This window comes from Microbulbifer maximicatervae (SeqCode) (assembly GCF_052467305.1).
In genome coordinates, this window is the sequence record NZ_CP174306.1 from 5,311,223 (window position 1) to 5,337,221 (window position 25,999).

32 protein-coding genes are annotated in these 25,999 nt (G+C 54.7%); 31 read left to right on the forward strand and 1 reads right to left on the reverse strand.

Features of this window, described 5'->3' with window-relative positions; translation table 11 throughout:
• Window positions 1–124: 124 nt before the first annotated feature.
• The 6 genes from rpoB (at window position 125) to tuf (ending at window position 13,235) form a co-directional block, all read left to right on the forward strand.
• Window positions 125–4,198 (forward strand): DNA-directed RNA polymerase subunit beta, encoded by a 4,074-nt coding sequence (rpoB, locus tag ACJJI4_RS23185; protein ID WP_282934402.1) that lies wholly within the window; start codon window positions 125–127, stop codon window positions 4,196–4,198.
• Window positions 4,199–4,333: 135 nt separating this feature from the next.
• On the forward strand, window positions 4,334–8,563 hold the full coding sequence (rpoC, locus tag ACJJI4_RS23190; RefSeq protein WP_282934401.1) for a DNA-directed RNA polymerase subunit beta': 4,230 nt from the start codon (window positions 4,334–4,336) through the stop codon (window positions 8,561–8,563).
• 250 nt (window positions 8,564–8,813) lie between these two features.
• On the forward strand, window positions 8,814–9,188 hold the full coding sequence (gene rpsL / locus ACJJI4_RS23195; RefSeq protein WP_108731651.1) for a 30S ribosomal protein S12: 375 nt from the start codon (window positions 8,814–8,816) through the stop codon (window positions 9,186–9,188).
• Window positions 9,189–9,298: 110 nt separating this feature from the next.
• On the forward strand, window positions 9,299–9,769 hold the full coding sequence (rpsG, locus tag ACJJI4_RS23200) for a 30S ribosomal protein S7 (RefSeq protein WP_152451131.1): 471 nt from the start codon (window positions 9,299–9,301) through the stop codon (window positions 9,767–9,769).
• A 90-nt stretch (window positions 9,770–9,859) separates the two neighbouring features.
• On the forward strand, window positions 9,860–11,965 hold the full coding sequence (gene fusA / locus ACJJI4_RS23205) for an elongation factor G (RefSeq protein ID WP_282934400.1): 2,106 nt from the start codon (window positions 9,860–9,862) through the stop codon (window positions 11,963–11,965).
• A gap of 76 nt (window positions 11,966–12,041) precedes the next feature.
• Window positions 12,042–13,235 (forward strand): elongation factor Tu, encoded by a 1,194-nt coding sequence (gene tuf, locus ACJJI4_RS23210; protein ID WP_108731642.1) that lies wholly within the window; start codon window positions 12,042–12,044, stop codon window positions 13,233–13,235.
• Window positions 13,236–13,425: 190 nt separating this feature from the next.
• Here the strand turns inward: tuf and ACJJI4_RS23215 are convergent, their stop codons facing one another.
• Window positions 13,426–13,902: an aminoacyl-tRNA deacylase gene (locus tag ACJJI4_RS23215; protein WP_282934399.1), complete on the reverse strand. Its 477-nt coding sequence runs from the start codon at window positions 13,900–13,902 to the stop codon at window positions 13,426–13,428.
• 174 nt (window positions 13,903–14,076) lie between these two features.
• On the opposite strand from ACJJI4_RS23215, the gene rpsJ reads away from it, so the two are divergent.
• From rpsJ to rpsK, 25 genes are all read left to right on the forward strand, one after another.
• Window positions 14,077–14,388, forward strand: coding sequence for a 30S ribosomal protein S10 (gene rpsJ / locus ACJJI4_RS23220; protein WP_010133849.1), 312 nt, complete (start codon window positions 14,077–14,079; stop codon window positions 14,386–14,388).
• Between the two features lie 110 nt (window positions 14,389–14,498).
• Window positions 14,499–15,134, forward strand: a complete 636-nt coding sequence (gene rplC, locus ACJJI4_RS23225) for a 50S ribosomal protein L3 (protein WP_108731654.1) — start codon at window positions 14,499–14,501, stop codon at window positions 15,132–15,134.
• An 18-nt stretch (window positions 15,135–15,152) separates the two neighbouring features.
• Window positions 15,153–15,767, forward strand: a complete 615-nt coding sequence (gene rplD, locus ACJJI4_RS23230; RefSeq protein ID WP_020411385.1) for a 50S ribosomal protein L4 — start codon at window positions 15,153–15,155, stop codon at window positions 15,765–15,767.
• The gene (rplW, locus tag ACJJI4_RS23235) at window positions 15,764–16,060 is read left to right on the forward strand and encodes a 50S ribosomal protein L23 (protein ID WP_282934398.1); all 297 of its coding nucleotides are present in this window, start codon (window positions 15,764–15,766) and stop codon (window positions 16,058–16,060) included. Before rplD ends, rplW begins: the two co-directional genes overlap by 4 nt.
• Before the next feature lie 14 nt (window positions 16,061–16,074).
• Window positions 16,075–16,899 carry a 50S ribosomal protein L2 gene (rplB, locus tag ACJJI4_RS23240; protein ID WP_108731657.1) on the forward strand — a complete coding sequence of 275 codons (825 nt, stop codon included), beginning with the start codon at window positions 16,075–16,077 and terminating at the stop codon, window positions 16,897–16,899.
• Window positions 16,900–16,936: 37 nt separating this feature from the next.
• Window positions 16,937–17,215: a 30S ribosomal protein S19 gene (gene rpsS / locus ACJJI4_RS23245; protein WP_069946924.1), complete on the forward strand. Its 279-nt coding sequence runs from the start codon at window positions 16,937–16,939 to the stop codon at window positions 17,213–17,215.
• A 15-nt stretch (window positions 17,216–17,230) separates the two neighbouring features.
• On the forward strand, window positions 17,231–17,563 hold the full coding sequence (gene rplV, locus ACJJI4_RS23250; RefSeq protein WP_282934397.1) for a 50S ribosomal protein L22: 333 nt from the start codon (window positions 17,231–17,233) through the stop codon (window positions 17,561–17,563).
• Between the two features lie 19 nt (window positions 17,564–17,582).
• A complete protein-coding gene (gene rpsC, locus ACJJI4_RS23255; RefSeq protein ID WP_282934396.1) occupies window positions 17,583–18,263 on the forward strand; it encodes a 30S ribosomal protein S3 in 681 nt (226 codons plus the stop codon).
• Between the two features lie 11 nt (window positions 18,264–18,274).
• Window positions 18,275–18,688 (forward strand): 50S ribosomal protein L16, encoded by a 414-nt coding sequence (rplP, locus tag ACJJI4_RS23260; RefSeq protein WP_282934395.1) that lies wholly within the window; start codon window positions 18,275–18,277, stop codon window positions 18,686–18,688.
• Window positions 18,688–18,879, forward strand: coding sequence for a 50S ribosomal protein L29 (gene rpmC, locus ACJJI4_RS23265; protein ID WP_020411392.1), 192 nt, complete (start codon window positions 18,688–18,690; stop codon window positions 18,877–18,879). Before rplP ends, rpmC begins: the two co-directional genes overlap by 1 nt.
• A gap of 2 nt (window positions 18,880–18,881) precedes the next feature.
• Window positions 18,882–19,145, forward strand: coding sequence for a 30S ribosomal protein S17 (gene rpsQ, locus ACJJI4_RS23270; RefSeq protein WP_108731660.1), 264 nt, complete (start codon window positions 18,882–18,884; stop codon window positions 19,143–19,145).
• 46 nt (window positions 19,146–19,191) lie between these two features.
• Window positions 19,192–19,560: a 50S ribosomal protein L14 gene (gene rplN / locus ACJJI4_RS23275; protein WP_067151032.1), complete on the forward strand. Its 369-nt coding sequence runs from the start codon at window positions 19,192–19,194 to the stop codon at window positions 19,558–19,560.
• Window positions 19,561–19,580: 20 nt separating this feature from the next.
• Complete coding sequence (rplX, locus tag ACJJI4_RS23280) at window positions 19,581–19,892, forward strand: 50S ribosomal protein L24 (protein WP_108731661.1); 312 nt, start codon at window positions 19,581–19,583, stop codon at window positions 19,890–19,892.
• Window positions 19,893–19,923: 31 nt separating this feature from the next.
• Window positions 19,924–20,463, forward strand: a complete 540-nt coding sequence (rplE, locus tag ACJJI4_RS23285) for a 50S ribosomal protein L5 (protein WP_020411396.1) — start codon at window positions 19,924–19,926, stop codon at window positions 20,461–20,463.
• 9 nt (window positions 20,464–20,472) lie between these two features.
• The gene (rpsN, locus tag ACJJI4_RS23290) at window positions 20,473–20,778 is read left to right on the forward strand and encodes a 30S ribosomal protein S14 (RefSeq protein WP_020411397.1); all 306 of its coding nucleotides are present in this window, start codon (window positions 20,473–20,475) and stop codon (window positions 20,776–20,778) included.
• 40 nt (window positions 20,779–20,818) lie between these two features.
• Window positions 20,819–21,211: a 30S ribosomal protein S8 gene (gene rpsH / locus ACJJI4_RS23295; RefSeq protein ID WP_282934394.1), complete on the forward strand. Its 393-nt coding sequence runs from the start codon at window positions 20,819–20,821 to the stop codon at window positions 21,209–21,211.
• Between the two features lie 12 nt (window positions 21,212–21,223).
• Window positions 21,224–21,757 (forward strand): 50S ribosomal protein L6, encoded by a 534-nt coding sequence (gene rplF, locus ACJJI4_RS23300; RefSeq protein WP_282934393.1) that lies wholly within the window; start codon window positions 21,224–21,226, stop codon window positions 21,755–21,757.
• A 13-nt stretch (window positions 21,758–21,770) separates the two neighbouring features.
• Window positions 21,771–22,121, forward strand: a complete 351-nt coding sequence (rplR, locus tag ACJJI4_RS23305) for a 50S ribosomal protein L18 (protein ID WP_282934392.1) — start codon at window positions 21,771–21,773, stop codon at window positions 22,119–22,121.
• Between the two features lie 10 nt (window positions 22,122–22,131).
• A complete protein-coding gene (gene rpsE / locus ACJJI4_RS23310) occupies window positions 22,132–22,638 on the forward strand; it encodes a 30S ribosomal protein S5 (RefSeq protein ID WP_282934391.1) in 507 nt (168 codons plus the stop codon).
• 38 nt (window positions 22,639–22,676) lie between these two features.
• On the forward strand, window positions 22,677–22,862 hold the full coding sequence (gene rpmD, locus ACJJI4_RS23315; RefSeq protein WP_020411402.1) for a 50S ribosomal protein L30: 186 nt from the start codon (window positions 22,677–22,679) through the stop codon (window positions 22,860–22,862).
• Window position 22,863: 1 nt separating this feature from the next.
• Window positions 22,864–23,298, forward strand: a complete 435-nt coding sequence (gene rplO / locus ACJJI4_RS23320) for a 50S ribosomal protein L15 (protein ID WP_282934390.1) — start codon at window positions 22,864–22,866, stop codon at window positions 23,296–23,298.
• An 11-nt stretch (window positions 23,299–23,309) separates the two neighbouring features.
• A complete protein-coding gene (gene secY, locus ACJJI4_RS23325) occupies window positions 23,310–24,656 on the forward strand; it encodes a preprotein translocase subunit SecY (RefSeq protein ID WP_282934389.1) in 1,347 nt (448 codons plus the stop codon).
• Between the two features lie 41 nt (window positions 24,657–24,697).
• Window positions 24,698–24,814 (forward strand): 50S ribosomal protein L36, encoded by a 117-nt coding sequence (gene rpmJ, locus ACJJI4_RS23330; protein WP_010133825.1) that lies wholly within the window; start codon window positions 24,698–24,700, stop codon window positions 24,812–24,814.
• Between the two features lie 344 nt (window positions 24,815–25,158).
• Window positions 25,159–25,515: a 30S ribosomal protein S13 gene (gene rpsM / locus ACJJI4_RS23335; protein ID WP_282934388.1), complete on the forward strand. Its 357-nt coding sequence runs from the start codon at window positions 25,159–25,161 to the stop codon at window positions 25,513–25,515.
• 87 nt (window positions 25,516–25,602) lie between these two features.
• Complete coding sequence (gene rpsK / locus ACJJI4_RS23340; protein ID WP_020411406.1) at window positions 25,603–25,992, forward strand: 30S ribosomal protein S11; 390 nt, start codon at window positions 25,603–25,605, stop codon at window positions 25,990–25,992.
• Window positions 25,993–25,999 lie beyond the last annotated feature (7 nt).

The window sequence follows — 25,999 nt, forward strand, 5'->3', positions numbered from 1 at the left end:
AAAAGCAAGCGGAGAGGTTTCTGGCCAGTGCAGGCAAGTTGCATTGACCAGAGGCTTCTCGCCCGGAGGGGCTCTGGACTGGAGTCCCACGAAGTCTTGTCACTGATCAAGCTGGGGAATTTGAATGGCTTACTCATATACTGAGAAAAAACGTATCCGCAAGGATTTTGGCAAACTGCCTAAGGTCATGGATGTGCCCTTTCTGCTTGCGATACAGCTCGATTCTTATCGCAACTTTACACAGGCCGACAAGCGCCCCGACGACCGTATGGACGTTGGCCTGCAAGCGGCGTTTAAATCTGTATTTCCGATTGTCAGCTATTCCGGCAATGCCGCCCTGGAGTACGTAAGTTATACGCTGGGTAAGCCCGCTTTTGACGTTAAGGAATGTACCCTGCGCGGCGTTACCTATGCATGTCCGCTGCGCGTGCGCGTGCGTCTGATTATTTACGATAAAGAATCTGCGAATAAGTCCATTAAGGACATTAAAGAGCAGGAAGTTTACATGGGCGAGATTCCGCTCATGACCGACAACGGTACCTTCGTAATCAATGGTACCGAGCGCGTTATCGTATCCCAGCTGCACCGTTCCCCGGGTGTATTCTTCGATCACGACAAAGGCAAGACTCACTCTTCCGGTAAGCTGTTGTACGCCGCGCGTGTCATCCCCTACCGTGGCTCATGGCTGGACTTCGAGTTCGATCCGAAAGACCTGGTGTTTGTGCGTATCGATCGTCGCCGTAAATTGCCAGCGACTATTCTGCTGCGTGCCCTGGGTTACACCTCCCAGGAAATGCTGGAAATGTTCTTCGAGACCAGCACCTTTGAGCTGTTGGAAGACCGTGTCAGCCTGGAGCTGATTCCGTCTCGCCTGCGCGGTGATGTTGCTTCTTTTGACATCAAAGACGGCCAGGGCAAGGTGATTGTCGAAGAGGGTCGCCGTATTACCCCGCGTCATATCCGTCAGTTGGAAAAGGCCGGCGTAGAAAAGCTGGAAGCACCGCTCGAGTACCTGTTTGGCCGTGTACTGGCGAACGACATCATCGATGAGTCCACCGGTGAGATCGCGATCGACTGTAACACCGAGATTACTGATGAAGTAATCGCCAAGCTGCGTGTACTGAACGTTAAGAGTTTCCAAACCCTGTACACCAACGACCTGGATCGCGGTCCGTTTATCTCCGACACCCTGCGTGCAGAGCCTTCTCGCACTGTGTTGGAAGCGCTGGTAGAGATCTACCGTATGATGCGCCCGGGCGAACCGCCCACCAAGGAGTCCGCAGAAGCGCTGTTCGAGAACTTGTTCTTTACCGACGAGCGTTACGACCTGTCCGCTGTTGGCCGCATGAAGTTCAACCGACGCCTGGGTCGCGAAGACGAAACTGGCCCCGGCACTCTGAGCAAAGAAGATATCGTCGAAGTTCTGAAGACTCTGATCGATATCCGCAACGGTCAGGGCATGGTCGACGATATCGATCACCTGGGTAACCGTCGCGTGCGTTCCGTAGGCGAAATGGCTGAAAACCAGTTCCGCGTTGGCCTGGTACGTGTAGAGCGCGCTGTTAAAGAGCGCCTGTCCATGGCGGAGTCCGAAGGCCTGATGCCTCAGGACCTGATCAATGCCAAGCCGGTTGCCGCTGCCGTGAAGGAATTCTTCGGTTCCTCGCAGCTGTCCCAGTTTATGGACCAGAACAACCCGCTGTCGGAAGTGACTCACAAGCGTCGTGTTTCCGCCCTCGGCCCGGGTGGTTTGACCCGTGAGCGCGCTGGCTTTGAGGTGCGCGACGTGCACCCGACTCACTACGGCCGCGTATGTCCGATTGAGACGCCGGAAGGACCGAACATCGGTCTGATTAACTCCCTGGCCACTTACGCCCGCGCCAACCATTACGGTTTCCTCGAGAGCGCCTACCGCAAAGTGGTCGATGGCAAGGTAACTGATGAAATTGCGTACCTGTCCGCGATCAATGAAGCCAACTTCATTATTGCCCAGGCGTCTGCGGAAGTAGATGACAACGGCAACTTTGTTGATGACCTGATCAGCGTGCGTCACCAGGGCGAATTTACCCTGAAAGCACCGGGCGAAATCCAGTATATGGATGTTTCCGCCAAACAGGTGGTTTCCGTAGCTGCGGCGATGATTCCATTCCTCGAGCACGATGACGCCAACCGTGCATTGATGGGATCGAACATGCAACGTCAGGCGGTACCGACCCTGCGCGCTGAAAAGCCGCTGGTGGGCACCGGTATGGAGCGCACTGTAGCGCGCGACTCCGGCGTGTGTGTGGTTGCTAAGCGCGGCGGCATTATTGAGCGCGTTGATTCCAGCCGTGTGGTTGTTCGCGTGGCCGACGCTGAGGTGGAAGCCGGTGATGCAGGTGTGGATATCTACAACCTGACCAAATACATCCGCTCCAACCAGAATACCTGTATCAACCAGCGCCCGATCGTTAATACTGGCGATCGTGTAGTCCGTGGCGATATTCTCGCCGATGGTCCCTCTGTAGACCTGGGTGAGCTGGCTCTGGGCCAGAATATGCGCATCGCATTTATGCCCTGGAATGGTTACAACTTTGAGGACTCCATCCTCATCAGTGAGCGCGTTGTACAGGAAGACCGCTTCACCACCATCCACATTCAGGAGCTGACCTGTATTGCCCGCGATACCAAGCTGGGCAGTGAGGAAATTACTGCGGATATCCCCAATGTTGGCGAATCTGCCCTGAATAAGCTGGACGAGTCCGGCATCGTATACATCGGCGCAGAAGTAGGCGCTGGCGATATCCTGGTCGGTAAGGTCACTCCGAAGGGCGAAGCCCAGCTGACTCCGGAAGAAAAACTGCTGCGCGCAATCTTCGGAGAGAAAGCTTCCGACGTTAAGGACACCTCCCTGCGCGCGCCCAGTGGCACCCGCGGTACGGTGATCGACGTTCAGGTATTTACCCGCGACGGCCTGCAGAAAGACCAGCGCTCCCTCGATATCGAGAAGTCACAGCTGGACGAGGTTCGCAAGGATCTGAACGAAGAATACCGCATCGTTGAAGGTGCGACCTTCGAGCGTCTGCAACAGGCTCTGCTGGGCCAAAAGGCCGCCGGTGGTAAGAGTGTTAAGAAGGGCGATGAGATGACCGCTGAAGTCCTCGCCGCTCTGCCGCGCGAAGACTGGTTCAAGCTGCGTATGGAAGACGACAGCCTGAACGATCAGCTGGAAAAAGCGGAAGCTCAGCTGAAAGAGCGTCGCAAGCTGCTCGACGAAGCCTTCGAAGACAAGAAGAAGAAACTGGAGTCCGGCGATGACCTGGCTCCGGGCGTGCTGAAAATCGTCAAGGTTTACCTGGCGATCAAACGCCGCATCCAGCCGGGCGACAAGATGGCCGGTCGTCACGGTAACAAAGGTGTTATCTCCGTAATCAAGCCCGTTGAGGACATGCCTTATGACCAAAACGGTGAGCCGGTAGATATCGTCCTGAACCCGCTGGGCGTTCCCTCGCGGATGAACGTTGGTCAGGTTCTGGAAATGCACTTGGGCATGGCCGCTAAAGGCCTCGGCGTTAAAGTCGACAAGATGATCAAGGAGCAGCAGGAAATCGCCAAGGTGCGCGGATTCCTGGAAGAGGTCTACAACTCCACTGGCGGACGCAAGGAAGAACTCGACGAGTTCTCCGATGAGGAAGTCATGACCATGGCGCAAAACCTGCGTCGCGGTGTACCTATGGCGACCCCGGTATTTGACGGTGCCGATGAAAGTGAGATCAAGCAGCTGCTGCGTCTTGCCGATATCCCGGATTCCGGTCAGATCACCCTGCACGACGGCCGCACCGGCGATGCTTTCGAGCGTCCGGTAACTGTGGGCTACATGTACATGCTGAAGCTGAACCACTTGGTAGACGACAAGATGCACGCGCGTTCTACCGGTTCCTACAGCCTGGTTACCCAGCAGCCGCTGGGTGGTAAAGCCCAGTTCGGTGGTCAGCGTTTCGGGGAGATGGAAGTGTGGGCGCTGGAAGCTTACGGCGCTGCATACACCCTGCAGGAAATGCTCACGGTTAAATCCGATGACGTGGAAGGCCGTACCAAGATGTACAAGAACATCGTGGACTCCGACCACCGCATGGAGCCGGGCATGCCGGAATCCTTCAACGTACTGGTTAAGGAAATCCGCTCTCTCGGTATGAACTTTGAGCTTGAGCACGAGTAAATCCGAACCCGTACCGAAGCCTGTTGGCAGGTGAAATGAGACAAGTGCCAGCGCCCCTCGAAGCAGTGGGGCAGCTGGCTAGCCCGGCGGCTAGTGCGAGTGCCGGGTTGACTACCCCCTAGTGGAGGAAAGGCCTTGAAAGATTTATTAAATCTGGTGAAGTCCCAGGAGCAGCTGGAAGAGTTTGATGCGATTCGTATCGGTCTGGCATCACCGGACATGATTCGCTCCTGGTCCTACGGCGAAGTGAAAAAGCCGGAGACCATCAACTACCGTACCTTTAAGCCTGAGCGTGAAGGCTTGTTCTGTGCCAAGATCTTTGGCCCGGTAAAAGACTACGAGTGCCTGTGCGGTAAGTACAAGCGCATGAAGCACCGCGGCATTATCTGTGAGAAGTGTGGCGTTGAAGTGACCAAGGCCAAGGTTCGCCGTGAGCGCATGGGTCACATCGAGCTGGCCAGCCCGGTTGCACACATCTGGTTCCTGAAGTCCCTGCCGTCCCGTATCGGCCTGCTGCTGGACATGACCCTGCGCGATATCGAGCGCGTGCTGTACTTCGAATCTTACGTTGTTACCGAGCCGGGTATGACTACCCTGGAGCGCGGCCAGCTGCTGAATGACGAGCAGTACTTTGAGGCGATGGAAGAGTTCGCCGACGAGTTTGAAGCGAAAATGGGTGCCGAGGCGATCCAGGAGCTGATGGCGGACATCGAGCTGCCCGCAGAAATCCAGCGCCTGCGCGAAGAGATCCCGGCGACCAACTCCGAAACCAAGATCAAGAAACTGTCCAAGCGCCTGAAGCTGCTGGAAGCCTTCTACAAGTCCGGCAACAACCCGGAGTGGATGGTGATGAAGGCTCTGCCGGTTCTGCCGCCGGATCTGCGCCCGCTGGTACCGCTGGATGGCGGTCGTTTCGCGACCTCCGATCTGAACGACCTCTACCGTCGTGTGATCAACCGTAACAACCGTCTGAAGCGTCTACTTGAGCTGAACGCGCCGGACATTATCGTGCGCAACGAAAAGCGCATGCTGCAGGAATCTGTTGACGCACTGCTGGATAACGGCCGTCGTGGTCGCGCCATCACCGGCTCCAACAAGCGCCCGCTGAAGTCCCTGGCTGACATGATTAAAGGTAAGCAGGGTCGTTTCCGTCAGAACCTGCTGGGTAAGCGTGTTGACTACTCCGGTCGTTCCGTGATCGTGGTAGGTCCGACCCTGCGTCTGCACCAGTGTGGTCTGCCCAAGAAGATGGCACTGGAACTGTTTAAGCCGTTTATCTTTGGCAAGCTGGAATCCCGTGGCCTGGCCACTACGATCAAAGCTGCCAAGAAGATGGTTGAGCGCGAGGAAGCTGTTGTTTGGGATATCCTCGACGAAGTGATCCGCGAGCACCCGGTACTGCTTAACCGTGCACCGACCCTTCACCGTCTGGGTATCCAGGCGTTTGAACCGGTACTGATTGAAGGTAAGGCAATCCAGCTGCACCCGCTGGTTTGTGCGGCCTATAACGCCGACTTCGACGGTGACCAGATGGCGGTACACGTACCGCTGACGATCGAAGCGCAGCTGGAATCCCGCGCGCTGATGATGTCCACCAACAACATCCTGTCGCCTGCCAACGGTGAGCCGATCATCGTACCGTCCCAGGACGTGGTACTGGGTCTGTACTGGATGACCCGCGAGCGCGTTAACGATAAAGGCGAAGGCATGTTCTTCTCCGATATCAAAGAAGTGAGCCGCGCTTTCTACGCCAAGCAGGTTGGCCTGCAAGCGAAGATCAAGGTGCGTATCCGCGAAAATATCGTCGGCGAAGACGGTGAGAAGCACGAGACTATCTCCATTCAGGACACCACTGTAGGCCGCGCGCTGCTGTGGAACATCGTGCCGGAAGGCCTGCCGTTTGCGCACGTTAACCAGCCGATGAAGAAAAAGGCGATCTCCCGCGCCCTGAACGAGTGCTACCGCAAGGTAGGCCTGAAGGCGACGGTTATTTTTGCCGACCAGCTGATGTACACCGGTTTCGACTTCTCTACCAAGTCCGGTTCCTCCATTGGTGTGAACGACTTTGAGATTCCGGCGGAAAAAGCTGAACTGATCGATGCCGCTGAAGCGGAAGTGAAAGAGATTGAAAGCCAGTTTGCTTCCGGCCTGGTAACCCAGGGTGAGAAGTACAACAAGGTTATCGACGTTTGGTCCCGCACCAACGACAAGGTAACCCAGGCGATGATGGCCGGTATCAAGAAAGAGAAGGTGATCGACCGCGAGGGCAACGAGACCAAGCAGGACTCCTTCAACTCTGTATATATGTACGCAGACTCCGGTGCTCGTGGTTCTGAAGCTCAGATCCGTCAGCTCGCTGGTATGCGTGGTCTGATGGCCCGTCCGGATGGCTCCATTATCGAGAACGCCATTACGGCAAACTTCCGTGAAGGCCTGACTGTACAGCAGTACTTCATCTCGACCCACGGTGCTCGTAAAGGTCTGGCGGATACCGCACTGAAAACCGCTAACTCCGGTTACCTGACCCGCCGTCTGGTTGACGTGGCCCAGGACGTGGTAATTACCGAGCTGGATTGTGGCACCGACGACGGTCTGACCATGGCGCCGGTAATCGAGGGCGGTGATGTTATCGAATCTCTCGGTGACCGTATCCTCGGTCGTGTAGTGGCCCGCGATGTACTGAAGCCAGGCAGTGACGAAATCGCCGTTTCTGCCGGCACTATGATCGACGAGAAGTGGGTAGAGCGCATCGAAGCCATGGGCATCGATGAGGTTCTGGTTCGCTCTCCGATCACCTGTGAGACTGCACACGGTATCTGTGCCCAGTGTTACGGCCGCGACCTGGCCCGTGGCCACCGCGCCAACCCGGGTGAGTCTGTGGGCGTTGTTGCCGCACAGTCCATCGGTGAGCCGGGCACCCAGCTGACCATGCGTACCTTCCACATCGGTGGTGCTGCAAGCCGTGCCTCCGCTGCGGACAGCATCCAGGTGAAGCAGGGCGGTACCGTACGTCTGCACAATGTTAAGACGGTTAAGACCGAAGTTGGCACTCTGGTAGCCGTGTCCCGTTCCGGTGAGCTGGCGATTGCCGACAGCGCCGGTCGCGAACGCGAGCGCTACAAGCTGCCTTACGGTGCTGTGATCAGCGTCTACGAAGGTGCCGAGGTAGACGGTGGCCAGATCGTGGCCAAGTGGGACCCGCATACCCACCCGATCATCACCGAGGTTGCCGGTTGGGTGAAACTGTCCGGTATGGAAGAAGGACTCTCCATCCGCAAGCAGACCGACGATATCACCGGCCTGTCCTCTATCGAGATTATCGATCCGGCCGAGCGCCCGGCTGCGGGTAAAGACCTGCGCCCAGCGGTAACCCTGCTGGATGAGAATGGTGAAGAGCTGACTCTGGCGAACAGTAATGCGCCTGCGCACTACGCCTTGCCGCCGCGCGCGATCCTCAGCCTGGCTGAAGGCAAGCAGGTGAACGTGGGTGACGTAATTGCACGTATTCCGCAGGAATCCGGCGGTACCAAGGATATCACCGGTGGTCTGCCCCGCGTTGCCGACCTGTTTGAAGCGCGTAAGCCGAAAGAGCCGTCCATTCTGGCGGAAATCTCCGGTACCGTTTCCTTCGGTAAGGAGACCAAAGGCAAGGTTCGTCTGCAGATTACTCCGCGCGACGGCAAGCCGCTGGCCAATGGTAAGGACCACTACGAGGTTCTGATTCCAAAGCACCGCCAGCTGACCGTGTTCGAAGGTGAAACCGTAGAGAAGGGTGAGGTTATCTCCGATGGCCCGTCCAACCCGCACGATATTCTGCGCCTGAAAGGTGTTGAAGAGCTGGCTCGCTACATCACCAACGAGATCCAGGAGGTTTACCGCCTCCAGGGTGTAGGCATTAACGATAAGCACATCGAAACCATCGTGCGTCAGATGCTGCGTAAAGTTGAAGTCACCGAGATGGGTGATTCCAGCTTGATTAAGGGCGACCAGGTTGAATACCAGCGCGTGATCGAAGAGAACGAACAGCTGCGTGCCGAGAACAAGCAGCCCGCTCAGTTCGAACGCCTGCTGCTGGGTATTACCAAAGCGTCCCTGGCAACTGAGTCCTTCCTGTCAGCGGCTTCGTTCCAGGAAACCACTCGCGTTCTGACCGAAGCGGCGGTAACTGGTAAGGAAGACAACCTGCGCGGCTTGAAAGAGAACGTGGTTGTGGGTCGCTTGATCCCGGCTGGTACCGGTCTGGCTTACCACAGCGAGCGCAAGCGCAAGCGCAGCCTGCAGTTGGAAGAGGCCTTCGGTGAAGGACCTTCCGCAGCTGAGGTTGAAGCAGCTCTGACTGAGGCACTGAAGTCCTCAGGCGAATAAGGCGTATCCCACTCTATCTGTTGGTGGAGTGGGGTAGGTTGGGGCACTCAGGTGCCCGATCTGATATTGGCGACTGTCTGTGATGTAAGCACTTACTTCCGTCGCCGATTGACTAGGCGGGTTGTCGCTTATAGAATGCGGCCCCCGCTTATGTGGGGTGTTCCGTTTGATCCCAGGATCGGACGATACACACAGACGATAGGCCCTCACTGTTAGAGGTGGGGGCATTTTATTTTTGGAGTGATTTTTAATGGCAACGATCAACCAGTTGGTTCGTAAGCCGAGAAAACGCAAAGTTGAAAAAAGCGACGTTCCTGCTCTGCAGGCTAGCCCGCAGCGTCGCGGAGTTTGCACTCGTGTGTACACCACTACACCGAAGAAGCCGAACTCTGCACTGCGTAAGGTTTGCCGTGTGCGTCTGACCAGCGGTTACGAAGTAACTTCGTACATCGGTGGTGAAGGCCACAACCTGCAAGAGCACAGCGTGGTACTGATTCGCGGCGGTCGTGTAAAAGACCTGCCGGGTGTGCGCTACCACACTGTACGCGGTGCACTTGACTGTGCCGGCGTAAACGATCGCAAGCAGGGCCGTTCTAAGTACGGCGCCAAGCGTCCTAAAGGTTAATCACCTTTAACGATTTGCGTTTCGGTTTCCAACCGGAGTAAGGCTGAGCTCGCCGGATTGTAATGTTTTACGGCGGCGTCTCAGAATAACCCTGAAGAGAGGCAATACCCATGCCGAGAAGACGAGTAGTCGCCAAGCGCGAAGTGCTACCGGACCCCAAGTTCGGGAACGTCACCCTGGCCAAGTTCATGAACCACGTCATGATCAGCGGCAAGAAGTCAGTTGCAGAGCGTATCGTATACGGTGCACTTGAAACTATTTCTGAAAAATTGAACAAAGATCCGATCGAAGTATTCGAGGAGTCTTTGGAAAATATCGCGCCTATGGTGGAAGTAAAGTCCCGCCGTGTTGGTGGTGCGACGTATCAGGTGCCTGTAGAAGTGCGCCCCTCGCGTCGTACGGCTCTGGCAATGCGTTGGTTGGTGGAGTTCTCCCGTAAGCGCGGTGAGAAATCTATGGCTCAGCGTCTGGCCAACGAAATGATCGATGCAGCCCAAAACAAGGGTGGCGCGGTCAAGAAGCGTGAAGATGTACACCGCATGGCAGAAGCCAACAAGGCATTCTCTCACTACCGCTTCTAAGTCTGATGAATACCAACATCGGAAATTAATACCGAAAGGCAGCACGGAAAATTCCAGGCTGCCTTTTGCCGTTATATCGAGGATACAACTGTGGCACGTAAAACGCCCATCGCACGTTACCGTAACATCGGTATCTGTGCCCACGTAGACGCCGGTAAAACCACTACTACCGAGCGCGTACTTTTCTACACTGGTCTATCCCACAAAATTGGTGAAGTACACGAAGGTGCTGCCACCATGGACTGGATGGAGCAGGAGCAGGAGCGTGGTATCACCATTACTTCTGCTGCAACTACCTGTTTCTGGTCTGGCATGCAGCAGCAGTTCGACCAGCACCGCGTAAACATCATCGATACCCCAGGACACGTTGACTTCACTATTGAAGTTGAGCGCTCCTTGCGCGTACTCGACGGTGCTGTTGTTGTGCTGTGTGGCTCCTCTGGTGTTCAGCCTCAGACTGAAACCGTATGGCGCCAGGCAAACAAATACGAAGTACCGCGCATGGTATTCGTAAACAAAATGGACCGCGCCGGTGCGAACTACCGCAACGTTGTGAGCCAGCTGAAAGACCGCTTGAACGCGAATGCTGTCCCTCTGCAGATGACCATCGGCTCTGAGGACGAGTTCAAGGGTGTTGTTGACCTGGTGAAGATGAAGGCCATTCTGTGGAATGAAGCCGACCAGGGCATGACTTTCGACTACGCTGACATCCCCGCTGAGCTGCAGGACGAGTGCGACGAAATGCGCGAGTACCTGGTAGAAGCGGCCGCTGAAGCCAGCGAAGAGTTGATGGAAAAATACCTGGAAGAAGGTGAGCTGTCCGAAGAAGAAATCAAGGCAGCTATCCGTCAGCGTACCCTGGCCAACGAAATTGTACCGGTTCTGGGCGGTTCTGCGTTCAAGAACAAGGGTGTACAGGCTGTACTGGACGCAGTTATCGAATACCTGCCGGCGCCGACTGAAGTTAAGGCGATCGAAGGTACTCTGGAAGATGGCGAAACTGTTGAGAGCCGCGAAGCTGACGACAATGCGCCGTTCGCTGCACTGGCGTTCAAAATTGCTACCGACCCCTTCGTTGGTACCCTGACTTTCTTCCGTGTTTACTCCGGTAAGCTGGAGAGCGGTACTGCGGTATACAACTCCGTAAAAATGAAGAAAGAGCGTGTCGGTCGTATGGTGCAAATGCACTCCAACGATCGTCAGGAAATTAAAGAAGTACTGGCTGGTGACATCGCTGCTGCGATTGGTCTGAAAGACGTAACCACTGGTGACACCCTGTGCTCCGAAGCCAACAAGATTGTTCTGGAGCGTATGGAGTTCCCCGAGCCAGTAATTTCTGTTGCGGTTGAGCCCAAGTCCAAGCCGGACCAGGAAAAAATGGGTATTGCCCTCGGCAAGCTGGCCCAGGAAGATCCGTCCTTCCGCGTGAAGACTGACGAGGAAACCGGTCAGACCATTATCTCCGGTATGGGTGAATTGCACCTGGATATCATCGTTGACCGCATGAAGCGTGAGTTCAACGTTGAAGCGAACATCGGTAAGCCTCAGGTTGCCTACCGTGAAACTATCCGCAACACCTCTGAGATCGAAGGTAAGTTCGTTCGTCAGTCCGGTGGTCGCGGTCAGTACGGTCACGTATGGGTGAAGTTTGAGCCTGCCGAAGACGAGTCTCAGGAAGGTCTGGAATTCGTTAACGAAATCGTGGGCGGTGCGGTACCGAAGGAATACATTCCTGCGGTACAGAAAGGTATCGAAGAGCAGATGAAGAACGGTGTTCTGGCTGGCTATCCGCTGCTGGGCCTGAAGGCGACTCTGTACGACGGTTCCTTCCACGATGTGGACTCCAATGAAATGGCGTTTAAGATCGCCGGTTCTATGGCGACCAAGAAGCTGTCCAGTCAGGGCGGTGCGGTGCTGCTCGAGCCGATGATGAAGGTGGAAGTGGTAACTCCGGAAGAGAACATGGGTGATGTGGTTGGTGACCTCAACCGTCGCCGTGGTCTCATCCAGGGTATGGAAGACAACCCCTCCGGTAAGGTTGTCAATGCGGAAGTACCTCTGGCAGAAATGTTCGGTTACGCAACCGACCTGCGTTCTGCTACTCAGGGCCGTGCTACCTACACCATGGAATTCCTGAAGTACGCCGAAGCGCCGAAAAATGTTGCCGATGAGATCATCGCCAAGACTAAGGCCTAATTAACTTCTGCTTAAAGGGGGCCGGGCCAACAGCTGGGGCCCCTTTGGCAAACTTTTAGCTAGAGGACATCTAAAGATGGCAAAAGAAAAGTTTGAACGTTCCAAGCCCCACGTGAACGTGGGCACCATCGGTCACGTTGACCACGGTAAAACCACCCTGACCGCTGCTCTGACCCGCGTATGTGCGGAAGTTTGGGGCGGTGACGCTGTTGCTTTCGACGGTATTGACAATGCACCGGAAGAGCGTGAGCGCGGTATCACCATCGCTACTTCTCACGTTGAGTACGAGTCCCCGACTCGCCACTACGCGCACGTAGATTGCCCGGGACACGCCGACTACGTTAAGAACATGATCACCGGTGCTGCTCAGATGGACGGCGCTATCCTGGTATGTTCCGCAGCTGACGGCCCCATGCCGCAGACTCGTGAGCACATCCTGCTTTCCCGTCAGGTAGGTGTACCTTACATCGTTGTATTCCTGAACAAAGCGGACATGGTAGACGACGAAGAGCTGCTCGAGCTGGTGGAAATGGAAGTTCGCGAACTTCTGGACCAGTACGAGTTCCCAGGTGACGACACTCCGATCATCGTTGGTTCCGCTCTGATGGCCCTGAACGGCGAAGACGACAACGAAATGGGTACTACCGCTGTTAAGAAGCTGGTAGAGACTCTGGACGAGTACATCCCTGAGCCAGAGCGCGCTGTAGATCAGCCGTTCCTGATGCCGATCGAAGACGTATTCTCTATCTCTGGCCGTGGTACCGTTGTAACTGGTCGTGTAGAGCGCGGTGTGATCAACACTGGCGACGAGATCGAAATCGTTGGTATCAAAGAAACCACCACTACTACCTGTACTGGTGTTGAAATGTTCCGCAAGCTGCTCGACGAAGGTCGTGCTGGTGAGAACATCGGCGCACTGCTGCGCGGCACCAAGCGTGACGAAGTAGAGCGTGGTCAGGTACTGGCTAAGCCGGGCTCCATCACTCCGCACACCAAGTTCGAAGCGGAAGTGTATGTACTGTCCAAGGACGAAGGTGGTCGTCACACCCCCTTCTTCAAAGGCTACCGTCCTCAGTTCTACTTCCGTACTACCGACGTAACTGGTGCGGTAGAGCTGCCGGAAGGTACTGAAATGGTAATGCCGGGCGACAACATTCAAATGGTTGTTACCCTGATCGCTCCGATCGCCATGGAAGACGGCCTGCGCTTCGCTATCCGCGAAGGTGGTCGTACCGTAGGTGCGGGCGTTGTTGCCAAGATCATCGAGTAATAGTTACTCCTGATCTAAATAAAAAGCCGCAGCGGACGCGCTGCGGCTTTTTTTGTGCCCGATAATTGCCTACTTGCACCAGCTGGTGTTGTTTGGTGCTGCGAGCATCACCCCTCTCTGTTAGGGGCTCAATATTGAATCCTTTCCGGCATATCTGCGGCCGCTAATATTTGCTTTTAATCTAGCGAGCTTATGGCCAATCCCGGCTTAAATCACAGCTTCTGCTGCCCGCAAACAGCTTGGTGAATTGAGGGCCGCTCATCTCGACCAGCTCTTCGTGGTCACCGGCCTCAAAGTAAATGGTTTCACGGTGTCCAAGACTGGTGTCTAGCAGGGTGGTAATTCCGTAAGCCTGGCCTAGGGCGGGCAGGGCGCCCAGTTCACAGTCTGGGAATATGGCGCCGAGCTCGGTTTCCGAGACCATTTGCAGTGAGTTTCGCCCTGTCTCATTGTGAAGAGAGCGCATGTCGAGGCTGCTGCTGGCTGGGATCACAGCCATTACGTAACCCTCTATATCCTGAAGCAAAATCGCTTTTGCCACCTGATCCTCGCGCACATGGGCGGCGCGGGCACTTTCCCGGCTGGTGCGAGTGTGTGGATGCTGAATCAGATGATAATCGACCGATTGGTCATTTAAATATTGACTCAGTGTTGCGGCGATAGTCATTGTGGATACCTCGTTCCGCTTGGGGTACTCAATTGTAGTTTCAGCAGATTGAAATTTGATCAGCCTGTACAGTTGACAGCCTGCTGCGCTCCCCGTAGAATTCGCGCTCCTTTTCGCCCGCCCTCGGGGCTGCGTAAGAGGACGTTCTTTAGTTAATAATTGGAGTTTGATTCCATGCAGGGTCAACGTATCCGTATTCGCCTGAAGGCCTTCGATCACAAGCTGATCGACGCGTCCACTCAGGAGATCGTAGAGACGGCTAAGCGCACTGGCGCACAAGTTCGCGGTCCTATCCCGCTGCCGACTCGCAAAGAGAAGTACACCGTACTGATTTCCCCGCACGTTAATAAAGACGCTCGCGATCAGTATGAGATCCGTACTCACAAGCGTTTGCTGGACATCGTTGAGCCTACCGAGAAAACCGTCGACGCGCTGATGAAGCTCGATCTGGCGGCCGGTGTTGAGGTCCAAATTAGTCTCGGCTAACACTTTTACTAACTACCGAATCCCGGACGAAAACGGTCCGGGTAGTGTAACGCTCTGAAATTGGGCGGCCGCAGTGGGTTAAAGCCCCGTGCACTGAGAGGTTAAAAAAGATGACTATAGGTATTGTCGGCCGCAAGAGCGGCATGACTCGCATCTTCACTGAAGATGGCGTATCCATTCCGGTAACCGTTGTTGAGGTTGCTCCGAATCGCGTCACCCAAGTGAAAACTCAGGAAACTGACGGTTACAGCGCTGTTCAAGTAGCAGTAGGCAGCCGCAAAGCTTCCCGTGTCTCCAAGCCCGCAGCGGGCCACTTCGCCAAAGCCAATGTAGAGGCTGGCACAAATCTTTTCGAACTGCGCACTGACGGTTCCGAAGAGACTTTCGAAATCGGTTCTGAAATTACTGTTTCCAGCTTCGAAGCTGGCCAGATGATCGACGTAACCGGCACTTCCAAAGGTAAAGGCTTCCAGGGCGGCGTTAAGCGTTGGAATTTCCGCACCCAGGACGCAACCCACGGTAACTCCCTGTCTCACCGCGCACCCGGTTCTATCGGTCAATGTCAGACTCCTGGCCGCGTATGGAAAGGCAAGAAGATGGCCGGACATATGGGTGCTGAGCGCGTAACCGTGCAAAACCTGGAAGTGGTTCGTGTCGATGCCGAACGCAACCTGCTGTTGGTTAAAGGCGCTGTACCCGGTGCACCCGGTGGCAACGTTATCGTTCGTCCGGCAGTTAAAGCCTAAGTCTGAGGGGAAATAGATATGGAACTGAATATCGCTACTCCCGAAGGCGCTAAAGGCACAGTAGCTGTCTCTGAAGTGACTTTCGGACGTGAGTTCAACCAAGATCTGGTACACCAGGCAGTTGTGGCCTACATGGCCGGCGCTCGCCAGGGTACCAAGGCGCAGAAAAATCGTTCCGATGTTTCTGGTGGTGGTAAGAAGCCATGGCGCCAAAAAGGTACTGGCCGCGCACGTGCCGGTACTATCCGCAGCCCGCTGTGGCGTTCCGGTGGCGTAACCTTCGCCGCTGATCCGCGCGATCACAGCGTTAAGCTGAACAAAAAAATGTACCGCGCTGCACTGCGTTGCATTCTGTCTGAGCTGGCTCGTCAGGAGCGCCTGGTAGTGGTTGAGTCCTTTGATGTGGACGCACCCAAGACCAAGCAGCTGGTAAGCAAACTGGCTCAGTTTGACCTGTCCGATGCGCTGATCGTGACTGAAGAGGTTAGCGAAAACCTCTACCTGGCCGCACGCAACTTGCACAAGATCGACGTCCGCGATGTACAGGCGATCGATCCAGTAAGCCTGATTCGCTTTGATAAGGTCGTGGTTACCGTTTCTGCGCTCAAGAAAATTGAAGAGGTGCTGGGATGAACCAAGAGCGACTCTACAAAGTACTGCTGGGCCCGGTAATTTCCGAAAAAGCTGCTGGACTGGCGGATAGCGCCAATCAGGTAGTTTTCAAGGTTACCACCGACGCCGAAAAAGCTGAGATCAAGGCTGCGGTTGAGAAGCTGTTTAACGTTTCCGTTGAGCAGGTTCGCACCGTGAACGTAAAGGGCAAAACCAAGCGCACTCGCAATGGCATGGGCCAGCGCAGCGATTGGAAAAAAGCCTACGTTCGCCTGGCTGAGGGCAGCGACATCAATTTTGAAGCTGCTGAGTAAAGGGGACCGTTACAATGGCAATTGTAAAAACAAAACCGACCTCCGCCGGCCGTCGTCACCTGGTTAAGGTTGTTAACACCGACCTGCACAAGGGTGCTCCTTACGCTCCTCTGTTGGAGAGCAAGAGCAAAAGTGGTGGCCGTAACAACAATGGTCGTATCACTACCCGTCACATCGGTGGTGGCCACAAGCAGCACTACCGTGTAATCGACTTCAAGCGCAACAAAGACGGTATTCCGGCTAAAGTTGAGCGTCTGGAGTACGATCCCAACCGCAGCGCACACATCGCTCTGGTGTGTTACGCCGACGGTGAGCGTCGTTACATTATCGCACCGAAAGGCCTGAAAGCAGGTGCCACCATTCAGTCCGGCGATGCCGCACCGATTGTTGTGGGTAACACTCTGCCTCTGCGCAACGTTCCGGTAGGTTCTGTAATCCACGCGATCGAGCTGAAGCCAGGCAAAGGCGCTCAGCTGGCCCGTTCTGCTGGTGCCTCTGTGCAGCTGGTAGCTCGTGAAGGTCAGTATGCGACCATTCGTCTGCGTTCCGGCGAAATGCGCAAGGTTCTCGCTGAGTGCCGCGCAACCCTGGGTGAAGTGAGCAACTCCGAGCACAGCCTGCGCAAGCTGGGTAAAGCCGGTGCTGCACGCTGGCGTGGTGTTCGTCCTACCGTTCGCGGTGTGGCGATGAACCCGGTAGATCACCCGCACGGTGGTGGTGAAGGCCGTACCTCTGGTGGTCGTCATCCGGTTACTCCGTGGGGCGTTCCGACCAAGGGTAAGAAAACGCGCAAGAACAAGCGCACCGATAAGATGATAGTACGTCGTCGCGGCAAGTAAGCCGCGCGATGTCTGAGCAGCTAGAGAGGAATCGACAGTGCCACGCTCATTAAAGAAAGGTCCCTTTATTGATCTGCATTTGATCAAGAAGGTGGAGGCAGCGATTGCAGCAAACGATCGCCGGCCGATTAAAACCTGGTCCCGCCGTTCCATGATTATGCCGGAAATGGTTGGACTGACGATTGCCGTGCACAACGGTCGTCAACACGTGCCCGTTTTGGTTAACGAAGAAATGGTTGGCCATAAACTGGGCGAGTTCGCTGCTACCCGCACTTACCGCGGTCATGCTGCGGACAAGAAAGCGAAGAAGCGCTAAGCCGAGGTTATAAAGATGGAAGTAGCAGCAAAATTACGCGGCGCACGTCTATCGGCGCAAAAGGCGCGACTGGTAGCTGATCAGGTTCGCGGCAAAGGCGTTGAAGAGGCCCTGGATATACTGGCTTTCAGTACTAAAAAGGGTGCGGCGATCATTAAGAAAGTACTGGAGTCGGCCATTGCCAACGCTGAGCACAACGAAGGTGCTGACGTTGACGAGCTGAAGGTTTCCACAATTTTTGTGGACGAAGGTATGACCATGAAGCGCATTAAGCCGCGTGCTAAAGGTCGTGCTGATCGCATTCTTAAGCGTACTTGTCACATCACTGTGAAAGTGGCCGAGAAATAAGAGAGCAGGCGAGAAAACCATGGGACAAAAAGTACATCCTACCGGCATTCGTCTGGGTATCGTTAAAAAGCATACCTCTGTTTGGTATGCCGGCAGCGACGAGTACGCAGACAAGCTGTACACGGATCTGAAAGTTCGCGAATACATTCGCAAAAAACTGGCCCACGCTTCTGTGAGCCGTATCGAGATCGAACGTCCGGCAAACACTGCACGTGTGAAGATTCACACTGCACGTCCGGGCATCGTGATCGGTAAAAAAGGTGAAGACGTAGAACGTCTGCGCAAAGAAGTAAGCGCGCAGATGGGCGTACCTGTGCACATCGACATTGAAGAAGTGCGCAAGCCTGATATGGACGCGGCTCTGGTTGGCCAGAACGTTGCCCAGCAGCTGGAACGCCGTGTTATGTTCCGTCGCGCTATGAAGCGTGCCGTACAGAACGCTATGCGTCAGGGTGCCGAAGGTATCAAGATTCAAGTAAGTGGCCGTCTTGGCGGTGCAGAAATCGCGCGTACCGAATGGTATCGCGAAGGCCGTGTGCCCCTGCACACCCTGCGCGCCAACATTGACTACGCCAATGTTGAAGCGAAGACTACTTACGGCATCATCGGTATCAAGGTGTGGATCTTTAAAGGTGAGGTAATCGGTGACGAAGTGCCCGATGAGAAGCCGGTAAAGAGCCGCAAAAAAGCTGCTAAATAAGGGGTACGCAAATGCTGCAACCAAAGCGTACAAAATTCCGCAAGGTACAGAAGGGTCGCAACCGCGGTCTTGCTCAGCGCGGCTCTAAAGTGAGCTTTGGCGAGTTTGGCCTTAAGGCTACCGGTCGTGGTCGCATTACTGCGCGCCAGATCGAAGCGGCTCGTCGCGCAATGACTCGTCACATTAAACGTGGCGGTAAAATCTGGATTCGTGTGTTTCCAGACAAGCCAATTACCAATAAGCCCCTCGAAGTTCGAATGGGTAAAGGTAAAGGTGGCGTTGAATACTGGGTAGCTCAGATCCAGCCGGGCAAGGTCCTCTATGAGATGGAGGGTGTGTCCGAGGAGCTGGCTCGTGAGGCTTTCGCACTAGCTGCGGCCAAGCTGCCTGTAAAAACAACTTTCGTTAAGCGTTCGGTGATGTAATGAAGACTGCAGATCTACGCGAAAAGTCAGTTGAAGAGCTGAACCAGGAACTGCTGAACCAGCTCGAAGCTCAATTTAAGCTTCGTATGCAAAAATCCACCGGTCAACTGGCTCAGACTCATCTGCTGAAGCAGACTCGTCGCGACATTGCTCGCATAAAGACTGTGTTGACCGAGAAGGCAGGTAATTAATCATGGCTGAAGCAAAACTGAAGCGTACTCTGACCGGCAAGGTTGTGAGTGACAAGATGGATAAAACCATCACCGTTTTGATCGAGCGCCGTGTTAAGCACCCGATCTACGGCAAAATTGTAAACAAGTCCACAAAGCTCAAGGCACATGATGAGAACAATGATTGCAGCATCGGTGATGTTGTAACCATCGAAGAATCTCGTCCTCTGTCCAAGAGCAAATCTTGGGCTTTGCAGAAAATTGTAGAGCGTGCGGCGAAGGTATAACCCCTAGCGCATTGACTGCCGAATTGAAAGGTTTCGGAGAGAGACAATGATTCAAGCGGAATCCTACTTAGAAGTAGCTGACAACAGTGGGGCTCGCCGCGTCATGTGCATCAAGGTGCTGGGCGGCTCCCATCGTCGTTATGCCGGCGTGGGCGACATTATCAAGGTAACCGTTAAGGAAGCCATCCCCCGCGGTAAAGTGAAGAAAGGTCAGGTAATGAACGCCGTTGTGGTTCGCACCAAAAAAGGTGTGCGTCGCGCGGACGGTTCCCTGATTAAATTTGACGATAACGCAGCGGTGCTGCTGAACCAGCAACTGGCGCCGGTTGGCACCCGTATTTTTGGTCCGGTAACTCGCGAATTGCGCGGTGAGAAGTTCATGAAGATCATCTCCCTCGCTCCCGAAGTTATCTAGGCCTCGAGCGGAGAAGAGTTATGCGCAAGATCAAGCGTGACGACGAAGTGATCGTTATCGCCGGTCGTGACAAGGGCAAGCGTGGTTCAGTACGTAAAGTACTGAACGACGGTCGTCTGATTGTCTCCGGCATACAGATGATCAAAAAGCACCAAAAGCCAAACCCACAGATGGGTATTGCAGGTGGCATCGTTGAGAAAGAAGCTGCTATCCAAGCTTCCAACGTAGCCATCTTCAACCCTAACACCCAGAAGGCTGACCGGGTGGGCTTTAAAGTACTGGAAGACGGCACTAAGATTCGCGTCTTCAAATCCAGCGGCGAAGCCATCTAAGGCTCTTGACGCAAAAGCAGGTTGGTAGATCATGGCAAAGCTTAAAGAGCTCTACACTAAGGACCTCGTGGCCAAGCTAAAAGAAGAGCTTGGTCTCGAGAATGTGATGGCAGTGCCGCGCATCACCAAGATCACCATCAACATGGGTGTTGGTGAAGCGATTGGTGATAAGAAGGTGCTGGAGCACGCTGTCAACGATATGACAGCAATTACTGGTCAAAAGCCCATCGTTACTAAAGCGCGCAAGTCTATTGCGGGCTTTAAGATTCGTGACGGTTGGCCGATCGGCTGCAAGGTAACTCTGCGCGGTGAGCGCATGTATGAGTTCCTGGAGCGTTTGGTTGACATCGCGATTCCGCGTATCCGCGACTTCCGTGGCATTAGCCCGAAGCAGTTCGACGGCCGCGGTAACTTCTCTATGGGCGTGACCGAGCAAATCATCTTCCCGGAAATTGACTACGACAAAGTAGACAAGCTCCGCGGTCTGGATATTTGTATTACCACTACAGCTGCAAACGACGATCAAGGTCGTGCGCTGCTGAAAGCGTTCAACTTCCCTTTCAAGGGTTAAGAGGATTCCATGGCGAAGAAATCCATGATTGCGCGCGAAAACAAGCGCGCTCGAACCGCAGCTAAGTACGCCGAGAAGCGTCAAGAGCTGAAGGCGATCATCGCCAGTTCCACTGCTTCCGAAGAGGAGCAGTGGGAGGCTCAACTCAAGCTGCAGAAAATGCCGCGCGATGCAAGCCCGGTACGTCAGCAACGCCGCTGTCGTATTACTGGTCGCCCCCACGCTGTATACCGCAAGTTCGGCCTGTGCCGTAACAAGCTTCGTGAAGCTGCGATGCGTGGTGATGTTCCTGGCCTCGTGAAGTCCAGCTGGTAATTACCAGCTGGTTTAAGGCAGATTTGAGGAGTCTCATAAGATGAGTATGCAAGATCCGTTGGCAGATATGCTGACTCGCATCCGCAATGCCCTGGCGCGCGGAAAGGCGGAAGTCACCCTGCCATCATCCAAACTGAAAGTAGCAGTGGCCAAAGTCCTGAAAGACGAAGGTTACGTTACTGATTTAAACGTAAGCGAAGGCGCTAAGCCGGAACTGACCATTGCTCTGAAATACTTCCAGGGCAAGCCGGTTATTGCCGAGCTCAATCGCGTTTCCCGTCCGGGCCTGCGCGCTTACACTGGTAAAAAAGCTCTGCCTACCGTACGTGGTGGCCTGGGTGTCGCGATCGTTTCCACCTCTAATGGTGTGATGACTGACCGCGCTGCACGTCAGGCTGGTATCGGTGGCGAAGTGCTTTGCACCGTATTCTAAGCGGGGGTTGCAATGTCTCGAGTAGCAAATAGTCCGGTAGTTATCCCCGCAGGTGTAACCGTAGACCTGAAAGGTCAAAATATCGCTGTTAAAGGCGGTAGCGGTAACCTGGATATGGTTATTCACGGTGATGTAGAAGTGAGCGAGGCTGAAAGCCAGCTGACTTTTGCCGCGCGCAATAACTCCAAGCAGGCCAGAGCCTTGGCGGGTACCACCCGTGCTTTGGTCAATAACATGGTGATAGGCGTAAGCAAGGGCTTCGAGAAGAAGCTGCAGTTGCTGGGTGTTGGTTATCGTGCGAAAGCAGCCGGTAAAGCGGTTAACCTGACCCTGGGCTTCTCCCATCCGATCGATTATCAGTTGCCGGAAGGTGTGACTGCGGAAACTCCATCCCAGACTGAAATCGTACTGAAGAGCAGCAATAAACAGCTGCTGGGCCAAGTGGCCGCTGAGATCCGCTCGTTCCGTCCGCCGGAGCCCTACAAAGGTAAGGGTGTCCGTTATGCCGACGAGCGCGTGTATCGCAAAGAGGCCAAGAAGAAGTAAGTAGGGCATAGATATGAACGTTAAGAAAGCATCTCGCTTGCGTCGTGCACGTCGTGCCCGCGCCAAGATCCGTGAGCTGGGCGCCGTTCGCCTCACCGTGAACCGCACCCCGCGCCACATTTACGCACAGATCCTGTCTGCCGAAGGCAGCGCGGTATTGGCTTCCGCCTCTACCCTGGACAAGGACCTGCGCTCTGGTAAAACAGGCAACGCTGACGCTGCTGCCGCAGTTGGCAAACTGATCGCTGAGCGCGCGAAAGCCGCTGGCGTTGAACAAGTTGCCTTCGATCGTAGCGGCTTCAGATACCATGGCCGTGTTAAGGCTCTGGCTGACGCTGCCCGCGAAGCCGGTCTGAAATTCTAAGGGTTGAGTTATGGCTAGAGAGAAAGACAAAAGCAACGACGAAGGCCTGCAGGAGAAGCTGGTCCAGGTCAACCGCGTTGCCAAGACTGTTAAAGGTGGTCGTATCTTCGCCTTTACCGCACTGACCGTAGTTGGTGATGGCAATGGCCGTGTTGGCTTTGGTCGTGGCAAGGCACGTGAAGTGCCTGTCGCGATTCAAAAGGCGATGGAATCTGCACGCCGCAACATGATCCAGGTAGACCTGAATGGTGACACCATCCAGTACGCTACCAATGGTCGCCACGGCGGTTCCAAGATTTACATGCAGCCCGCTTCCCAGGGTACCGGTGTAATTGCCGGCGGTGCTATGCGCTCCGTTCTGGAAATGGCTGGTGTACACAACGTATTGGCTAAGTGTTACGGCTCCACCAACCCGGTGAACGTAGTACGTGCAACTTTCAAAGCTCTGGAGCAAATGCAGAGCCCGGAAGATGTAGCTGCCAAGCGCGGTAAATCTGTCGAAGAGATTCTGGGCTAATTACAGCTCGGATTTAAGGTTATTGGTGGGTTAAGACCATGGCTAAGAAGACCATAAAAGTGACCCAGACCAAAAGCATCAACGGACGCCTGAAAAGTCATCAGGCGTGCGTTGCGGGTCTGGGCCTGCGCCGCATCGGCCACACAGTGGAAGTGGAGGATACTCCCTCCGTGCGCGGTATGATCAACAAAGTAAACTACCTGGTTAAGGTTGAGGGGGAATAACATGCGTTTGAACGACTTGTCTCCAGCACCAGGCCACAAGCACAGCGCCAAGCGCGTTGGTCGCGGTATTGGTAGCGGAATTGGTAAGACCGGTGGCCGCGGCCACAAAGGTCAGAAAGCGCGTTCCGGCGGCAGTGTTCGTCCGGGCTTCGAAGGCGGTCAGATGCCTTTGCAGAAGCGTCTTCCTAAGTACGGTTTCACCGCTCGTGTTTCTCGCTTTACCGCAGAAGTACGTCTGGCTGAGCTGGCGAAGGTAGAAAATGACGTAATCGATTTGGCAGCGCTTAAGAATGCCGATATTATCGGCAGCCATATTAAACGCGCCAAAGTGTTCCTCTCAGGTGAGCTGACCAAAGCTGTTACCGTTAAGGGTCTGGGAGTTACCAAAGGTGCAAAGGCAGCGATTGAAGCTGCTGGCGGTAAAATAGAAGACTAATCGAGGCGCCAATGGCACGACCAGGATCCGGTGGAAATCCCCTGGGCAACAGCAAGGGATTGGGCGAGCTTTGGGCTCGCCTTCGTTTTCTGTTTCTAGCGATTCTTGTTTATCGACTGGGGACACATATTCCGGTGCCCGGCATTGATCCGGAAAAGCTGTCAAACCTGTTTAACCAGAACCAGGGAACCATCCTTGGCCTGTTTAACATGTTTTCAGGCGGCGCCCTGGAAAGGATGAGTATTCTGGCGCTGGGCATCATGCCCTACATCTCCGCGTCCATCATCATGCAGTTGATGAGCGCGGTGACTCCCTCTCTGGAAGCGTTGAAGAAGGAAGGGGAGGCCGGAAGACGTAAGATCAACCAGTACACCCGCTATCTGACGGTAATACTGGCCCTGATTCAGGGGATCGGTATGACTTTCGGCCTGGCAGGGCAGAACCTGGCTTACTCATCTGAGCCCGCGTTTGGTTTTTACTTTGTGGCGGTAACGTCACTGGTGACTGGTGCTGTATTTATGATGTGGCTCGGTGAGCAGATCACTGAGCGCGGTGTTGGCAACGGCATTTCCATGCTGATTTTTGCCGGTATCGTCGCCGGTTTACCCGGTGCCATCGGCCAGGCATTTGAACAGGCGAGACAGGGTGAGCTGCACATACTCATGCTGTTGATGATTGGCGTCATCGCTCTTGCTGTAGTGTTCTTTGTGGTTGTTATGGAACGCGGCCAGCGTCGCATTACGATCAACCACGCCAGGCGCCAAGCGGGACGTTACTCTGCAGCTCCAGCTGCACAGGCGAGCCACTTGCCGCTGAAGGTAAACATGGCCGGTGTAATTCCGGTAATCTTTGCCAGCAGTATCCTGTTGTTCCCGGCCACACTGGCACAGTGGTTTGGTCAGGGCGGGGAAGGTCTCGGTGCAGAGATCCTGCAGTGGATGGCGTTGCAGCTTGGACCAGGGCAACCGCTGAACATTATTCTGTTCGCACTGTTGATTGGTTTCTTCTGTTTCTTCTACACGGCGTTGATGTTCAACCCGAATGAAGTTGCGGATAACCTGAAAAAGTCCGGTGCTTATGTGCCAGGTATTCGCCCTGGAGAGCAGACGGCCCGCTATATCGATAGCGTGCTGACTCGCCTCACTCTGGTGGGTGCTGTATACATCGCACTGGTATCCCTGCTGCCGCAGTTCCTGGTGGTTGGGTTTAACGTTCCCTTCTATCTGGGGGGTACCTCACTGCTGATCGTTGTAGTCGTAGTGATGGACTTTATGGCACAGGTACAATCGCATCTGCTGTCGCACCAGTACGAGGGTTTGATGAAAAAATCTAACCTGCAAAGCTACGGTCGTCGCTAGGGCGTCGCCTGCTCGCAGTTTGATTGAATTGAGGTAAGGTCATGAAAGTACGCGCTTCTGTAAAAAAGATCTGCCGTAACTGCAAAATCGTGCGTCGCAAGGGTGTTCTGCGGGTAATCTGCAGCGCTGAGCCACGTCACAAGCAGCGTCAAGGCTAAGAAGGGGCCAGCCCCTTGCGGAGAGCGCCCTCAGGGCGCCTCTGTAAAAGCTGGAAAAATTCGCTACTCGATACAGCCCCGTATCGAATGGCAACACCCCGGGAAGTTTTTTGGGGTGGGAAGTTAGCAACAGCAAACTTCCAACTGGGGGCGTTGACTGTCGTCTTCATCCGCTTCGGGGGACCGATGCGGACGTTGGCTATTGCAAATTAGTGTCTGAAAAGCTATTCTTGCGCGCCTTTTTGGTGGCGCCGCCGGTTTTTTAGTCGCTGTCAGCGCCGAAATCAAAGTAGAGTCACATACTTAATATAAAGCAGTGACTCCAATACGTGGAGTACGCCTCTATGGCACGTATTGCTGGTGTCAATGTACCAGACCACAAGCACGCCGTAATCTCCCTGACCCACATTTATGGGGTTGGTCGCACTACGGCTAAGTCTATTTTGGCAGCGGTTGGTATCGCTGAATCCACCAAAATCCGCGAACTGTCTGAAGAGCAGATCGAAACCATCCGTGGTGAAGTTGCAAAACTGACCGTGGAAGGCGACCTGCGCCGTGAAATATCCATGAACATCAAGCGTTTGATGGACCTGGGTTGTTATCGCGGTCTGCGTCACCGTCGCAGCTTGCCGCTGCGTGGTCAGCGCACCAAGACCAATGCTCGCACCCGTAAGGGTCCGCGCAAGCCGATTCGCAAGTAAGCCTTAACTAAGGCGCGAAATCGCGGTTCAAGATGCCCCGTCCGGCTAATCGCCTAGGGGATTTGATACAGGATTTAGGATACTGGTATGGCTAAGCCAAAAACTACTGTTCGCAAAAAGGTCAAAAAGACCGTTGTCGACGGTATTGCCCACATCCACGCATCGTTCAACAACACGATCGTGACGATCACTGATCGCCAGGGTAATACCCTCAGCTGGGCCACCGCAGGTGGATCTGGCTTCCGTGGCTCGCGTAAGAGCACCCCGTTTGCAGCCCAGGTTGCCGCTGAGCGCGCAGGTACTGCAGCTCAGGAATACGGCCTGAAAAACCTCGACGTAGAAGTTAAGGGCCCTGGCCCCGGTCGCGAATCTGCCGTTCGTGCACTGAACAACTGCGGCTACAAGATCACCAACATCACCGACGTGACGCCTATCCCGCATAACGGATGTCGTCCACCTAAAAAGCGTCGCGTGTAAGAGGGGG

Coding starts and splice junctions, on each gene's coding strand:
- rpsL (WP_108731651.1), top strand. CDS start 8,814: ATGGCAACGATCAACCAGTTGGTTCGTAAGCCGAGAAAACGCAAAGTT.
- rpmJ (WP_010133825.1), top strand. CDS start 24,698: ATGAAAGTACGCGCTTCTGTAAAAAAGATCTGCCGTAACTGCAAAATC.
- rpsM (WP_282934388.1), top strand. CDS start 25,159: ATGGCACGTATTGCTGGTGTCAATGTACCAGACCACAAGCACGCCGTA.
- rpsK (WP_020411406.1), top strand. CDS start 25,603: ATGGCTAAGCCAAAAACTACTGTTCGCAAAAAGGTCAAAAAGACCGTT.
- secY (WP_282934389.1), top strand. CDS start 23,310: ATGGCACGACCAGGATCCGGTGGAAATCCCCTGGGCAACAGCAAGGGA.
- rpsN (WP_020411397.1), top strand. CDS start 20,473: ATGGCGAAGAAATCCATGATTGCGCGCGAAAACAAGCGCGCTCGAACC.
- rpsC (WP_282934396.1), top strand. CDS start 17,583: ATGGGACAAAAAGTACATCCTACCGGCATTCGTCTGGGTATCGTTAAA.
- rplF (WP_282934393.1), top strand. CDS start 21,224: ATGTCTCGAGTAGCAAATAGTCCGGTAGTTATCCCCGCAGGTGTAACC.
- rplV (WP_282934397.1), top strand. CDS start 17,231: ATGGAAGTAGCAGCAAAATTACGCGGCGCACGTCTATCGGCGCAAAAG.
- rpsE (WP_282934391.1), top strand. CDS start 22,132: ATGGCTAGAGAGAAAGACAAAAGCAACGACGAAGGCCTGCAGGAGAAG.
- tuf (WP_108731642.1), top strand. CDS start 12,042: ATGGCAAAAGAAAAGTTTGAACGTTCCAAGCCCCACGTGAACGTGGGC.
- rpmD (WP_020411402.1), top strand. CDS start 22,677: ATGGCTAAGAAGACCATAAAAGTGACCCAGACCAAAAGCATCAACGGA.
- rpsJ (WP_010133849.1), top strand. CDS start 14,077: ATGCAGGGTCAACGTATCCGTATTCGCCTGAAGGCCTTCGATCACAAG.
- rpmC (WP_020411392.1), top strand. CDS start 18,688: ATGAAGACTGCAGATCTACGCGAAAAGTCAGTTGAAGAGCTGAACCAG.
- rplE (WP_020411396.1), top strand. CDS start 19,924: ATGGCAAAGCTTAAAGAGCTCTACACTAAGGACCTCGTGGCCAAGCTA.
- rplD (WP_020411385.1), top strand. CDS start 15,153: ATGGAACTGAATATCGCTACTCCCGAAGGCGCTAAAGGCACAGTAGCT.
- ACJJI4_RS23215 (WP_282934399.1), bottom strand. CDS start 13,902: ATGACTATCGCCGCAACACTGAGTCAATATTTAAATGACCAATCGGTC.
- rplR (WP_282934392.1), top strand. CDS start 21,771: ATGAACGTTAAGAAAGCATCTCGCTTGCGTCGTGCACGTCGTGCCCGC.
- rplN (WP_067151032.1), top strand. CDS start 19,192: ATGATTCAAGCGGAATCCTACTTAGAAGTAGCTGACAACAGTGGGGCT.
- rpoB (WP_282934402.1), top strand. CDS start 125: ATGGCTTACTCATATACTGAGAAAAAACGTATCCGCAAGGATTTTGGC.
- rplW (WP_282934398.1), top strand. CDS start 15,764: ATGAACCAAGAGCGACTCTACAAAGTACTGCTGGGCCCGGTAATTTCC.
- rplX (WP_108731661.1), top strand. CDS start 19,581: ATGCGCAAGATCAAGCGTGACGACGAAGTGATCGTTATCGCCGGTCGT.
- rpsG (WP_152451131.1), top strand. CDS start 9,299: ATGCCGAGAAGACGAGTAGTCGCCAAGCGCGAAGTGCTACCGGACCCC.
- rplO (WP_282934390.1), top strand. CDS start 22,864: ATGCGTTTGAACGACTTGTCTCCAGCACCAGGCCACAAGCACAGCGCC.
- rplB (WP_108731657.1), top strand. CDS start 16,075: ATGGCAATTGTAAAAACAAAACCGACCTCCGCCGGCCGTCGTCACCTG.
- rplP (WP_282934395.1), top strand. CDS start 18,275: ATGCTGCAACCAAAGCGTACAAAATTCCGCAAGGTACAGAAGGGTCGC.
- rpsH (WP_282934394.1), top strand. CDS start 20,819: ATGAGTATGCAAGATCCGTTGGCAGATATGCTGACTCGCATCCGCAAT.
- rplC (WP_108731654.1), top strand. CDS start 14,499: ATGACTATAGGTATTGTCGGCCGCAAGAGCGGCATGACTCGCATCTTC.
- rpsQ (WP_108731660.1), top strand. CDS start 18,882: ATGGCTGAAGCAAAACTGAAGCGTACTCTGACCGGCAAGGTTGTGAGT.